Here is a 12,752-nt window from a genome sequence, read left to right as displayed (position 1 = left end):
GCGCACATTCCGGGTGGTGCGCCCTGGTGTACGGACGCTTCCGATCAGGCGGATCCGACGAGGAACGAGTACGTGCCGGAACTCACCAACCAATGGCCGTCGACGCGGACGGCTACCACCTCTCGTCTGATCTGGTACCCCCATTTCCTGCCGAGTTGGGGGTCGGTGTGGGTGAGGATGATGGTCGCTCGGGCCTGGTTGCCGGCGATCAGCGTGATGTTCTCAAGCTGTACCTTGAGGTTGCCGACGACACCTGGATAACGCTGGATGAAACCCCGTGTGATGTCGCGGTACCGCTCGCCGTTCTGGACGTAGGCCAACCCGTCGTCGATGTTGTCGTCCCCGTCGAATGCCTCGGTGAACGCCGTCGTGATCTCGTCCACGGTGGCCTGGTCCGGCGGCACGGGGGCGGCTGGCGGGACGGTTGCCACGCCGGCCGGCGGAACGCCCGGATGCGTGGTCGCGCCGGTGGCCGGTCCGGGGAGCGGGCTTCCGGCCGCCGGTGTGATGACGTTCAGCCCGCGGTCGGAAGGGAGGTGTCTTTCGACGGTCAGGCCGCCGATGATCACTGAGCTCGTGGCCAGCGCCGCCGCTACGAGCACGAGTGCTTTACGCCCTCCTCGCTGATGACGCGGCGGAGCCGGTGCGCACACCCTGACGGTCAGGTCGGCCGGTGCCACGACGGACCGTGTGGCCCGGTCGAACAGTTCGCGCAGCGTCTGTTCGAAGGCCAGATCAGATGCGGAGGTAGACCCGGACCCGGACCCGGAATCGGAATCGGAATCGGGGCCGGGGCCGGGGCCGGGGTAAGCGTTGTCGGCCGGCATCAACGCCTCCTCTCGATTCGGACGCGGACATCCCCCAGATGCTGGCTCCCACGCAGCCGGGCCAGCGCCCGTGACGCGTGGGTCTTCACCGAGCCGACGCTGCATCCGAGGATCTCGGCCACCGCGGCTTCCGGCAGGTCGTCGAAGTAACGCAGGACGACCACCGCGCGTTGTCGTTTCGGTAGTTCGCGCAGGGCCCTCAGCACCTGGTCCCGCATCGCCAGATCCGGCATGCCGTCCGCACCGGCCCGTTCGGCCGCCGCGTCCAACGGCTCCTCCCGGAACTGTCGCGACCGCCACCGGCTCGAGGCCGCGTTCACCAGCACACGGCGGACATAGGCCTCCGGAGCGATGATGCGTTCCCTGCCCCAGCGCTGGTAGGTGCGCTCCAGGGCACCCTGGAGCAGGTCCTCGGCCGCGTGGCGGTTACCGGTCAGCAGAAAGGCCGTCCTCATCAGACGGTCGGCCGAGGCAGTGACGAAATCCTCGAACGACTCGTGGGACGCGTCGTCCATCCAATGCCCCCATTGATTGGCCCGCGCCGCCCAGCACCGCTGCGTGCACGTCGATGGGGCGGCGGCCCGCCATGACGCGAGCCGCCGCCCCGCTGGGCGCGCCGAGGCCGAGAGTCGGCCGGCAGTCACTGGCTCCGGCGGCGCGGCGCCCCCTGGCCGCGCGGCTTCCGGGGAGCCGCCGGTCGACGGGCTAGGCGGGAGCGCTGCCGAGCAGGGACGCGAACCCCAGCACGCTGTGGTAGGTCTCCTCCGAGACCTTCCACGAGCCGTGAGTGAAGACCGCCTCGCCGGTGCTGCCGATGGAACCGGACCGGCCCTGGTAGGTGTAGGCGACCGTAAACCTGACCGAGGCGTGGTCCTGCGCCCAGAAGTAGATCTGGTTGACGGTGACCCGCGCGCTCAGCCCCGGGTAGGTGGTGCGGAACTTCTCCAGCACGCCGACCAGGCGCTGGCCGTTCTCCACGGCGGCCAGCGGCACCCGCGGCGGAGCCTCGGAGCTGTTGAGACCGACCGCGAACGCGACGCGGATCAGCGGCTCCGACAGCCTCTGCCAGGCCGTCGGCGTCGGCGCCGGGCCGACGGTGAGCGACTCGGCGATTCGGAGCAGGTCGGCCTCGGGCAGCAGGCCCGGCGGGGTGGTCCCGTTCTCACCGACCCGGCCGCTTACGGTCAGCACGACGGACGGGTCGCCTTCCACCCAGGTCATCTCGGAGATACCGCCGCCGCTGGCCAGCAGGGTGACAGCCTCGGTGCCCCGCAGCGCGACCCGTCCACGCTGGCTGCTGGGGTAGTACTGCGCGTAGGCGCTGGCCACGTCATCGAGCGTCGCCTCGGGCGTATCCCGCTGGACTGTCAGACGAACAGTGGTGCCGCCACCCTCGAACGTGCCGATGATGACTTCGCTCTCGATCCGGGTGCTCGGCACGGCGCTGGTGAAGCTGACGCCGCTGGGCAGCCAGCCAACCCTCACCCCGTCCACACTCGGAGCCGGCCTCCCACCGCCATCGCTTCCCGGGCCGCCTCCCGGACCGCCTCCGGGGCCGGCGGCCGTCGCCGGGCCGGCGACCGCCACGGTCACGAGCCCGGTCAGGGCCAGTGCCGTCAGTCTGCCGAGGGTGCGGGACAGCCGACGTGCCGTGGGACGCCGCCGGGATCCATGGGATCCCTCCTGATTGATCCCTCGCGCCGCGTCATCCGGCGGGACCGTTCGCTTCGACAGGATGGTGGAAGGGCCGTCGGAACAATCCGTCATTGACGCTCCTGCTCTGGTAGGCGCTGGCCACGGCGGCGCCACGCGCCGAGATAGCCCAGCTGCCGTTCGGGTGTTTCCCCCTCCTAAGAGCGGCGGTTGACGTAATTAGGTTGACGCGTTCGACCAAACCTTTCCACAACACCCGGCGTCACTACGCAACAACTCGACAACCGCGAGGGTGCTCCCGGTTACGCAAGGTTCACCCCCACGCGTAGGTCAGACGTTGTCACCGAGATTGTCTCGCCAGCGGGTGGTCCTTAGGTGAAAGCCGGGCGCGCAGACGGAAGGTGGAGGGACACACCATTGCCACTGCCGTACCCGTGAGCTGCGCCTTAGCGTGATCCGGGGTGTTCTGGGCGGGGCGCCGCAGCTCGGCGGGGACCGGGCGGCGCTGTTTCCCGGCACCACACTCGGATTCATGTCGGATAATTGTTCGTGGGGCCGTACACGGCGCCGGTTACCGCGGCCCCAGGCCCCAGGCCCCAGCGATAACGACGCCGGGAGCACCCACCGCATCCCGCCGGGTCGAGGTTCTCAAATCTGGGCTGGTAGAGCTATGTCGCCGGCCCGGATCGAGCAGCGGGTCCACTTCAGCGTCACGGCGACCGAGGCCGGTGGCCTGAGCGGCGTTGACGAACGGCGAGCCGTGCGAATCCGCGACCGGGTCGAAGCCTCGGGCGGCCGGGTTCGCTTGGACGGCGCACCTTGACGGGCGACCTCCCGGTCTGACGCGGCCCGGTGCCCGGCGGGGTCGTACCCGCGGGCGGGTGCCGTCGCGCGGTTCAGCCGCACCACGGCGGAGGGTGGACGCCACCGGCCCGCTGCCCGGCGCCTACGACAGGATGCCGCTCCAGGCGCCCGTGCGCTCCAGGCCGTCGGCGGTGGCACGCTGGTCGCCCTCGCCGCCCTGGACGGGATCACGGACCTTCGGGCGCCGCTCCCCGGACCCGGGCGATAACCGGGCTCGACAGGCGGGAGTGGCCGCAGTGGCGGTTCAGGCCGGAACGCCGGAGGAGCGCTTGACCAGGGCGTCGAAGGTCCGGTCGGGCAGGATCTTGCTGAGGAAGATGAGCGGCCGGGCACCGAAGCCGACGCGGTAGCGGGTGTGGGGTCGGCGGGCGGTGGCTGCCTTGGTGACGGCTTTGGCGATGACGCTGGTCGGTGAAGTCATCCTCGCGTCAGGGCGTGAGCTGGACTCCAGCGACGCAGCCATGGCGTTTGCCTGCTCGGCGTACGGCCCCTGGCCGGAGGTGGTGCGTAGCTTCTCGGCAGCGATCGCGCCCCACTCGGTCCGGATCGAGCCCGGCTCGATGAGCAGGACAGCGATGCCGAACCGCTTGAGCTCCAGGCGCAACGCGTCGCTGAGTCCTTCGACGGCGTACTTACTGGCGTGGTACCACGCACCCATGGGTGTGGCGAACCGTCCACCCATGGAGCTGATGTTGATGATGGTGCCACTGCGCTGGGCACGCATGGCTGGCAGCACCAGCTGAGTCAGATGGGCCAGACCGAACAGGTTGACCTCGATCTGCGCGCGGGCCTCGCGCATCGGGACGTCTTCCAGCGCGCCGTATGAGCCGTACCCGGCGTTGTTGACAAGAACGTCAATGCGGCCTTCAGCGGCGAGGATCTCAGCGACCGCGTTCTTGGTCGAAGTCTCATCGGTGACGTCGAGCGAGAGCGTACGTACGCCCGAGGCCGCCAACGCCGTCATCCGGTCGGCTCGGCGAGCAGCGCCGTAAACGATGAAGCCGGCCTCATGGAGTTGACGGGCGGCGGCCTCGCCTATGCCGGAGGAGGCGCCGGTGACCAGAGCTACCTTCTTGGTCATGTCAGTTCCTTTCGCCGTGTCGTGGTGTTGCACTCCGGCCAGGCCGGGGGCGCTGTCCGAGCAGGTACTGGCCGACACCCAATCGGGTCGGGAAGCATCTATCAGACCATCGGTCTCTACTGTAAGAGACCGATGGTCTCCAGTCAAGAGACCGCCGGTCTGTATCGCGTCGTACAGTTCGAGGTCGGCGCCGCAGGCGGTTCCTGTCGGCCGTCGTCAGTGGCGGGACGTGGGTCCCGACTTCGGGCGCGCACCCTCGAGCCGGCTCAACCGTCGCGAGTGAACAGTGGAGCGCGCGCCCCGCGAGTGCGTTGAACGCGCGACCCGACAGGGCGCGACGCAGGGCGAGGAGGGTTCGGCGCCGTAGCCGACGGCATAGCTGCGACGATCTTCGTGCCGCACGCAGGGAGGGGTCCGTGCGATCGGTTGCCGTTGCCCGCCAACGGGAGGTGCGCCTCCGACCGGCAGCCCTCGACCCTCGATCGGACCACCGACCCCCGAAGAGTAAGAGACCGACGGTCTATAGCCAAGAGACCGGCGGTCTCCTAGAATGGGTGGTGTGACAGCTTTCCAACGCGCCAGGAGCGAGGAGCAGCGCACCGTGCGGCGGCAGAGCATCCTCCAGACTGCCGCCACGATGCTCGATGAGATGCCCGTCGCAGCGCTGAGCCTGAACGAGCTGAGCCGCCGCGTCGGACTGGCGAAGTCCAACGTGCTGCGCTACTTCGAGTCGCGTGAGGCCGTGCTCCTCGACCTCCTCGACCACGCCGCCGCCGAACTCCTGGCAGAGATCGACGAGGCACTGCAGTCGAACGTCGACCCATCCGCCCCGCCGCACAGCAGGGCCCAATCCGTGGCCAGCGCACTCGCCACCTCGTTTGCAACTCACCCGATGCTCTGCGAACTGCTCAGCGCACAGGCCGGAGTGCTGGAGCACAACGTCTCCATCGAGGTCGCAACCCGGTACAAGCAGGGTGCACGCGACAGCCTGGTCGGACTTGCCACGCTCCTCCAACGCCTACTCCCCGAGCTCAAGGAAGAACGTTCCGCCCGAGCAGCCAGCATGATCATAATCCTCGTGGGAGCCCTGTGGACCCACAGTCATCCCGCCCCCGCCGTCCTCGCCGCCTACGACGCCGATCCGAGCCTGGCATTCATGCACGTTCCTTTCGCCGAGGCACTTGAACAAACAGTCGCGACCTTCCTGGTCGGCATGCTGATTGAGGGCGCCCACACTCCATAACCGCTGATTCCGAAGGCAGTGTTGCGTTCGGAGGGTCGGTAGCCCGGCGGATGTCTCACCCGAGACCGACAGGGAGGGCCCGTCCCGCGGCGCCCCATGCCCTCGGCGCCACCCCAACGCGGTCCGGGCGTCCGTGTGTGGAGCGGGCTCCACCATCGCAACCGGGCGGCCGACAGGGAGAAGAGCGTGGAGTCGTTGAATGCCGGGGAGGAAGTCATTGTTGCAGGGCTTCCACTTCCACCGATGCTTGCCGCAGTCAGGTGTGAAACGGGGAACTGCGCAGGAGCGCATCAGCGGCGGGACGTGCACCGGTGGCGGCGCGGCGGTGAACGCCTCGTAGGCGGCGCTTTCGCGGGCGAACCGTTCCCGCCACGGCTGTGCCTGGTCGGTGAGTACCTTCAGGACGGCCGGTTGATCCCGATAGGTGCCGGCGAGCAGAATCGCCTTCTCGGTGGCCCTTGACAGCCAGCGTCTGCCGGGGGTGGAAGTCCGGGTAGCAGTGAGCCCGGCTGTTCCCTCCCAGCAATCCGGATCAGCAGATCGCGCAACGTGTTCGGGTGGAGCACGCTGGCGTCGTAGACCACCACCGTGAAGGCCATCGGTCAGTGCATCCCCAGCTCCTGGGTCAGCCCGGTCAGGTCGTCGGCCGCACCCCCGCGCTCCAGGTCGTCGCGGCTCCGGTACTCGTGGAGGTCACGGAACCTGACCCGCCGATGGGTACCGACCAGACAGAACAGGATCTCGCCGGACTCCAACAGCCTGATCGAATAGGGCCGGGACACGGTCAGGAAGTCAGCCGCCTGCTGTGTGGTCACCTCAGCGGAGTCGGGCATGACGTTGATGCGCTTCCCCTCCGTCAGGTACGACGTCGCGCAGCACGACCTGGAGGCAGTATGACCACCACCCCGGCCCGCATCCGGCTGTCCCGCGTCCCGGGGTGGCGCATGCCGGCGGGCGCCGAGAAGGTCGACCGGACCACCCCGTGGGGTAACCCGTTCGATCACCGTGAGTGTGGCCGGGCCGACGCCATCCGGCGGTACGCCGCATGGCTCGCCGGTGAGGGACCGGACGAGCTGCCCGGGGGCCGGCGCGTGGGGATGGTCTCCCGCTCCTGGGTGCTCGACCACCTGCCCGACCTCGCCGGCCATCAGCTGGCGTGCTGGTGCCCGCTGGACGAGCCGTGTCACGCCGACGTACTCGCTCGCCTCGCCACCGAGAGTGCCGGGGCCTGACAGTCCCCGGTGCGGCTGGGTGTCGGCCGCACCCCTGACCACGCTGGCCGCGAAGATGGAACCCGGTCACAGCCGGCTACCCCGCAGCGGGACGCAGATCGGACAGCACCCCGACCTCGATTTCGAGCATCCGGAGCCTGTCCTCGGGAAGCAGCGCGAGGATCGCCTCCACCTGCACCCGCAGGCCGGGATCGGACGTCCACCTCACCGCCGGAGGCTGGCCGGCCGTCGCTGTCGCCCGGCCTCCACGGCTTGCCTGCCGGGCCGCATACCTCGCCGTCCCTCGGTCCCGCACGAACCGCTCAGCCCGATCGTCATCGGACCTTGGAGGATCTTCGACATGAACTGATCATCCGTCAGGCCACCGCGCGCCTCGCGCCCCACCAGGTCCCAGGGGGTCACTTCTCAGGAAACTGCGACACAGGCCCCCGGCGTCATCCACGGTGGCTTCGTGGCCCGCCCGCACATACCACGCACCGTGGGGTTTCCTGCACGACGTGTACGGGGCGCTCGCGGCCGCGCTCGAACCGTCGATCTCCAGGGAGAGCGTGTGATCAAGATCGTGTCCCTCATGAGCCGCAGGCCAGGCCTCACGATGGACGAGTTCATCGCCTACTACGAGGAGAAACACGTTCCCCTGGTGAGCAGGCTGCTGCCCTTCTATTCCGACTACCGGCGCAACTTCGCGGTGGAGGGCACCGAACACCGGACCGGTCACATGGCCCCGGGTCGCGCCACGGAGCGGCTGTTCGACGTCATGACCGAGCTGACCTACGAGAGCGAGGAAATGTACCGGAAGACGGTCGACGCCCTCGCCGGCGAGGAGATCGGGCGGATCATCGCCGAGGACGAGGCCCGTTTCCTCGACCGCTCGTCCATACGCACCTACATCGTCAACGAACGCCGATAGCGACGTTTGGAGCACCCACCACATCCCCGCCGGATCGAGGTTCTTGGTCGTGGTGGGACTCCCCCAGCCAACGACGTCCCCCACAACCGAGAAATACCAGGTAACAGCATTTGCCAATTCTCATGATCCTCGAGACGGGCAGAGGTGCTCTGGTACACCGCCGAGAAAACGCAGGTTAATGCTATGGACGGGAGATCGCGAGTGTGGCTACAACGCCCGCGTGATCGGAAGGCCACAACCCAGAGAGGGTCCGGTCGCGCAGTTTGTTGCCGATTACGGTCGCCCGAACCACCTGAATGTGTCCGGAATCTGAATCTTCGGGACGCATAGAATTGTACAGCACGTAGTCGATGCGCTCGTAAAGAGTTGACGGCACCGTATCAAGGTCTATCTGAGTGGCGGTGAAGCCGCCATCGGGGCCATGGATCGCCGTCCACGCGTCCGTATACCCGTCCTGAGCGAAAAGAGCGTACGGGCCAGTGGGGTCACTGGGCGGTGCGTTCAGATCACCGAGCAGGACCACCGGGTGTGCCGCGGTGGCGAGCTTGGTACGCAGCTCTTCCGCCTGGGCGTTACGGATCTGCGGGCTGTCGGGGTCAAGATGGGTATTGGCGACTCGTACCGTCCGGCCCCGAGCCGTCACGTCGACCGCTGACCAGCCGCGTGGAATCGCGATCGGTCCCGCCGCGGTCGGGATGGTCAACCGAGCCATGTAATCATGCGACTCGGAGTGGCTGACTCGCCACCGGCCGGTGGTGCCGGTTCGCACAAGAATCGCATCGTGATCGGTCAAGCTCACCTGTCGGGTAGGACCGATCGGCGACTGGGCGGTGAAGTTGGTGTTCTTCGCGGCAACCTCGTAGTTCAGGCCCTGTTCCCTGAGCGCCTTGAGCAGGATCGGCAGGTAGTCGACAGTGGTGCGCAGCGGACCGCCGATCGGGCCCTCTTTCCACAGCGCGACCTCCTGCAGGCCGAGCACGTCGGGCCGTTGCCGGGCGAGCAGCCTGGCAATCGCCCGCGCCCGCGCAGGGAAGTCAGCCCACAGCACGTGCCGGTAGGCGATTCTGGTCTGGCGGATCATCTCCGCTAGATTTGGGGCGGTGATGATTGGGGAGAGGTCGGCGCCAAGATACAGGTTGTAGGTGTTGACCTTGAGGTGTTTCGCGGCTGGCCCATCGGCTGGACGGCCGTCGAAGCCGGCCATGGCCGTCCGGATGGGAGTCGTTTCAGCCAGCGCCGGCACAATGAAGGAAAAACTAGCCAGCAGCACCACTACCAGTAGCATGAGGTGCCGCCGCACACGGAGTTCCATATATCCATTCCTTAATTCCGGAAAATGACGCACGGAACAGGATGCGAGCGCAGGGCATCCGCCAGGCGCGGACGGTACCGAAGTCGCGTGAACCACTGAAGCGACGCGCCGTGACGCGAAGAAGAACCGAAAGCAGCTGGATCTGATTGTTCCGCATGAGATTCCGGTAGAAATTTCACAACCCGCCGGAGAAGGCGGTCGTGCTCTGCGCCGACGAGAAAAGCAAGATCCAGTCCCTCGACCGCTCCCTGCCGATGATGCCCGGCATGCCCGAACAGCGCACCCACGACTACCTGCGCCACGGCATCACCAGCCTGTTCGCCGCCTTCGACATCGCCGACGGCACCGTCGTCGGCGAGCTCCACCGTCGCCACCGCGCCATCGAGTTCCGCCGCTTCCTGACCCTCATCGACAAAACCGTGCCGGCCGACCTCTATGTCCACCTGGTCTGCGACAACTACTCCACCCACAACACCGCCGAGATCAGGACCTGGCTGGGCCGTCACCCCCGCTTCCACGTCCACTTCACCCCGACCGGCTCCTCCTGGCTCAACCAGGTCGAACGCTGGTTCGGACTGCTCACCGACAAACGATGTCGAGATCACCGGTGATGTTGGGAGAACCCTGCAGACGGGTACCGACCCCACCGACGATCACATAGCTCGCCTGATGGTCGGCGAGGCGTCGCAGCAGACCGCGAAGACGGAACCCGGTCACGGCCGGCTACCCCACAGCGGGACGCAGATCGGACAGCACCCCGACCTCGGATTCGAGCATCCGGAGCCTGTCCTCGCCCTACCCGTGCCAGCCGCCTCCGACAGAACGCGACACCCACCGGGCGAGAACGAACGCCCCCTACCCGTCCATCGATGGCAGGCGCGGCGACCCAGGACCGCCCCAACGCGGACTCGGCCGACGTGCATCAGCTCTCAGGCGCCGGAGCGGCCGGTGGCCTCCCAGCGCCGGAGCATGTCGGTGAGTTCCCGGCGCATGAAGTCGAAGAAGGCCAGGGACTCCGCCAGCCGTCGGCCGGCGACGCTGTCCGGCCCGGCGACCTCGATGCCCGCCCGGATCTGCTCCTCCCAGCGGGCCAGCGCCACGTCCCGGCTGCGCATGATGTTCAGCCACACGTCGGCGTCGACGCGAAACCGATCCTGCCGTTCACCGGCCGGCCGCTCGCGCACGATGATGCCTGCTCCGGTCAGCATCCGCACCGCGCCGGAGATCGACGCGAGGCTGACGCCGAGGCGTTCGGCGAGCTCCGCGGCGCTCAGGCTCTCCGCCTCGGACGCGTACAAGCAGACGAACACCAGGGCCGGCATCCGCGGCAGACCAGCCTCGCGCAGCACGCCGGCGAACCGCTCGGTGTAGCGGAGCACCGCCTTACCGTCGGGCTCGGCAGGCGTCTTCCTGGTCGGCACAGCAGGACTCCGTCCGCGCTAAGTTTTCAGAAATTTTCAAAAAATTTGATACAACCAGCAGGCAGTGGCCTCGGAACCGGTCACACCCGCCGTCACTCCGCCCGGCACTCCGCCCGTCGCTCTCCGGCCGTCCGATGGAGGATCATCGCAGGTGAGTCGCTACCGACGAGACCTCGCAGCCGCACGCCGTCGGCTCGCCGCCCCACCCGCGCCGCTGCGCACCGTCTCGACACCGCAGGGCGCCGTGGAGTACCTCGATCTCGGCGAGGGAACACCGGTGCTGGTCGTGCACGGCAACAACGGCGGCTGGGACCAGGCGGCGGACTGGTCACGCCGGCGCCTCGGCCCCGGTCACCGCACGATCGCGGTGTCCCGGTACGGCTACCTGGGCTCCGAGCTGCCCCCGGGCGCCACCACCACCGGCCAGGCCGACGCGCTGGCCGCGCTGCTCGACGCCCTGAGCCTCGACCGGGCCCACGTCGTCTCGCTGTCCGCCGGTTCGATGGCCGCGGCGCGGCTGGCCCTCAGCCACCGGGATCGGGTCGAACGACTCGTGCTGGAGTCCCCGGTGCTGCCCGCGGCCAGGCCGCTACGGCTGCCCCCGACGTTCGTCCTGCGGGCGATGCTGCGCTCGGAGCGGCCGACCTGGCTGACCACCGTCCGCCCGTCACTGGTCGCCCGCGCCAGCGGCGTCGGCTGGACGAACCTGGACGCCGACGGCCAGGCCGAACTGGCCGAGATCATGACCACCCTGCTGCCGGTGCACCCCCGCCGCGCCGGCATGATCTTCGACAACGTCGTGACCGCACCCGAGATGCTCGCCGACCAGCTGCCCTGGGAGGAGATCAGCGTCCCGACGCTGGTCGTCACCGCCGAGGACTCCCCGCTTCCCCGGCCCGCCGCCGCGCGGGCTGTCGTCGACCGCCTGCCGCGCGGGAACCTGCTCGTCCTGCCGCGTGGCGGGCATCTCCTGCTGGGGAACATCGGGCCGCTGCGCGCGGCGCTCGCCGCCTTCCTGACGGACATCACGCCCAGGTGAGGAGGGATCACCCGGCGGATTCGGTCACGTCCGCGGCGGTGAGACGTCCGGCGATCTCGTCGGGCTGCCAGACGCCGTGGGCGCCGGGCAGCCCGGCCAGGTAGGCGGCGATCCGCGCCGGCGGCCAGCCATTGCCCTCCCGCAACCCGGCCGCCAGCATGTCCAGGTAGGCCCCGGAAGGAGCGGTGAGAGCGACGTCGGCCAGCCCCCACGGGGCGGTGAACGTCAGCAACGGCACCGGACCCCAGTGGCCGACGAGCAGCACCGTCTCGTACCGGCCGGGCCCGAGAACAGCCCGGCCGGCGCCGAGCAGAGCGGTCAGGTCGAGGTCGAGGTCGAGGTCGAGGTCGCCGCCGGGTTCCCGGTGCATCTCCTGCGCCGCGATGTCGACGAACTGCTGGCGGCTGAGCAGGTACGCGCGGGCCGCGGCCAGACCGGGCACCGCCGGGTCGTAGAACGCCATCCCACCACCCCAGACCTTCGACTCCAGGGCGAAGTACACCGATCCCGGCAACAGGAGCGGCGCGGTGGCACGCGGCGGACGACGGTCACGGCAACCCGGGTAGACGTGGGTCGTACCCGGCATCGTCCCGCCCGCCAGGTAGTAGGCCAGCCGCGACGACCGCAGGTTCGACCCGTAACTGACGTACCAGACCAGTGGCGTGCCCGCCCGATCCACCGCCACCTCGGCCTCCTCGACCACCGCTCGCCGCCCGGCTGACGTCCACGCCCGTCCCATCCTGGACCGTCGACAGTTCTCACCCCCGTCTCACCCCCGGATCAACGCCCCTGCGGAGACGACGGCAGCCCAGGCTGGCGTTCCTCAGGTGGTGGTAACCCAGGCGGGTGACCAGCTGTACCGGGCTGGCCGGGTAGCGGACCTGGGTGTCGGCGCGGCACACGACGGTCCGGCTCCGACCACCGAGTCCCTGTCCGCCGCGCTCAGCACCGCTCTGAACCCCCGAGACCCGCGCACGCGCGACAGCCCTGGGCTGCACGATTCGCAGCGACGGGGTGACCGTGGCCGCAGCGCTGCTGCTCGACGCGGTCAGCCGAGAAAGGCCTTCCGTGTCCGTGTGAACCCCCCGAAGCAGCCGGCAGGTCTCGCCGCGCGCCCGCCGGGCGTCGTGGACTACCGAGACCGCCACCGCGATACCCTGACGGGCATCA

13 protein-coding genes and 2 pseudogenes are annotated in these 12,752 nt (G+C 68.7%); 6 read left to right on the top strand and 9 right to left on the bottom strand.

From position 1 onward, the window contains the following. Positions 1 to 44: 44 nt before the first annotated feature. From E0504_RS33515 to E0504_RS33500, 4 genes are all read right to left on the bottom strand, one after another. Positions 45 to 827 (bottom strand): hypothetical protein, encoded by a 783-nt coding sequence (locus E0504_RS33515; RefSeq protein WP_131626573.1) that lies wholly within the window; start codon positions 825 to 827, stop codon positions 45 to 47. After that, positions 827 to 1,342: a SigE family RNA polymerase sigma factor gene (locus E0504_RS33510; protein ID WP_131626572.1), complete on the bottom strand. Its 516-nt coding sequence runs from the start codon at positions 1,340 to 1,342 to the stop codon at positions 827 to 829. The genes E0504_RS33515 and E0504_RS33510 overlap by 1 nt, the downstream gene beginning before the upstream one ends. Before the next feature lie 190 nt (positions 1,343 to 1,532). After that, entirely contained in the window at positions 1,533 to 2,312 is a 780-nt protein-coding gene (locus tag E0504_RS33505) for a hypothetical protein (protein ID WP_235014926.1), read from the bottom strand. A gap of 1,276 nt (positions 2,313 to 3,588) precedes the next feature. Next, a complete protein-coding gene (locus E0504_RS33500; protein WP_131626570.1) occupies positions 3,589 to 4,425 on the bottom strand; it encodes an oxidoreductase in 837 nt (278 codons plus the stop codon). A gap of 550 nt (positions 4,426 to 4,975) precedes the next feature. Between E0504_RS33500 and E0504_RS33495 the strand changes: the two genes are divergently transcribed. Beyond that, entirely contained in the window at positions 4,976 to 5,668 is a 693-nt protein-coding gene (locus E0504_RS33495) for a TetR family transcriptional regulator (protein ID WP_200835446.1), read from the top strand. Positions 5,669 to 6,270: 602 nt separating this feature from the next. On the opposite strand, the gene E0504_RS33485 is transcribed toward E0504_RS33495, so the two are convergent. Beyond that, complete coding sequence (locus tag E0504_RS33485) at positions 6,271 to 6,501, bottom strand: excisionase family DNA-binding protein (protein ID WP_112108536.1); 231 nt, start codon at positions 6,499 to 6,501, stop codon at positions 6,271 to 6,273. A gap of 60 nt (positions 6,502 to 6,561) precedes the next feature. Between E0504_RS33485 and E0504_RS33480 the strand changes: the two genes are divergently transcribed. Next, positions 6,562 to 6,900, top strand: a complete 339-nt coding sequence (locus E0504_RS33480) for a DUF4326 domain-containing protein (protein WP_112108535.1) — start codon at positions 6,562 to 6,564, stop codon at positions 6,898 to 6,900. 76 nt (positions 6,901 to 6,976) lie between these two features. Here the strand turns inward: E0504_RS33480 and E0504_RS53615 are convergent, their stop codons facing one another. Continuing rightward, positions 6,977 to 7,108 (bottom strand): hypothetical protein, encoded by a 132-nt coding sequence (locus tag E0504_RS53615; protein ID WP_306769286.1) that lies wholly within the window; start codon positions 7,106 to 7,108, stop codon positions 6,977 to 6,979. 342 nt (positions 7,109 to 7,450) lie between these two features. On the opposite strand from E0504_RS53615, the gene E0504_RS33475 reads away from it, so the two are divergent. Then, a complete protein-coding gene (locus tag E0504_RS33475; protein ID WP_112108533.1) occupies positions 7,451 to 7,810 on the top strand; it encodes an EthD domain-containing protein in 360 nt (119 codons plus the stop codon). A gap of 181 nt (positions 7,811 to 7,991) precedes the next feature. On the opposite strand, the gene E0504_RS33470 is transcribed toward E0504_RS33475, so the two are convergent. Next, positions 7,992 to 9,122 (bottom strand): endonuclease/exonuclease/phosphatase family protein, encoded by a 1,131-nt coding sequence (locus E0504_RS33470; protein ID WP_131626569.1) that lies wholly within the window; start codon positions 9,120 to 9,122, stop codon positions 7,992 to 7,994. Positions 9,123 to 9,301: 179 nt separating this feature from the next. On the opposite strand from E0504_RS33470, the pseudogene E0504_RS33465 reads away from it, so the two are divergent. Next, positions 9,302 to 9,721: pseudogene (locus E0504_RS33465) on the top strand (IS630 family transposase); the annotation flags it as partial. Between the two features lie 330 nt (positions 9,722 to 10,051). On the opposite strand, the gene E0504_RS33460 reads toward E0504_RS33465, so the two are convergent. After that, positions 10,052 to 10,543: a GbsR/MarR family transcriptional regulator gene (locus tag E0504_RS33460; protein ID WP_071064623.1), complete on the bottom strand. Its 492-nt coding sequence runs from the start codon at positions 10,541 to 10,543 to the stop codon at positions 10,052 to 10,054. 151 nt (positions 10,544 to 10,694) lie between these two features. On the opposite strand from E0504_RS33460, the gene E0504_RS33455 reads away from it, so the two are divergent. Next, positions 10,695 to 11,582, top strand: coding sequence for an alpha/beta fold hydrolase (locus E0504_RS33455; RefSeq protein ID WP_160144343.1), 888 nt, complete (start codon positions 10,695 to 10,697; stop codon positions 11,580 to 11,582). Between the two features lie 7 nt (positions 11,583 to 11,589). Here the strand turns inward: E0504_RS33455 and E0504_RS33450 are convergent, their stop codons facing one another. Next, entirely contained in the window at positions 11,590 to 12,321 is a 732-nt protein-coding gene (locus E0504_RS33450) for a histone deacetylase (protein ID WP_207974633.1), read from the bottom strand. Between the two features lie 46 nt (positions 12,322 to 12,367). Here E0504_RS33450 and E0504_RS54475 point away from each other — a divergent pair. Then, a pseudogene (locus E0504_RS54475) lies at positions 12,368 to 12,662 on the top strand (nucleotide disphospho-sugar-binding domain-containing protein); the annotation flags it as partial. Positions 12,663 to 12,752 lie beyond the last annotated feature (90 nt).

This window comes from Parafrankia sp. BMG5.11, from assembly GCF_004337455.1.
Note: the sequence above shows the minus strand (reverse complement) of the source record. Positions and strands in the feature narration are given on the sequence as shown.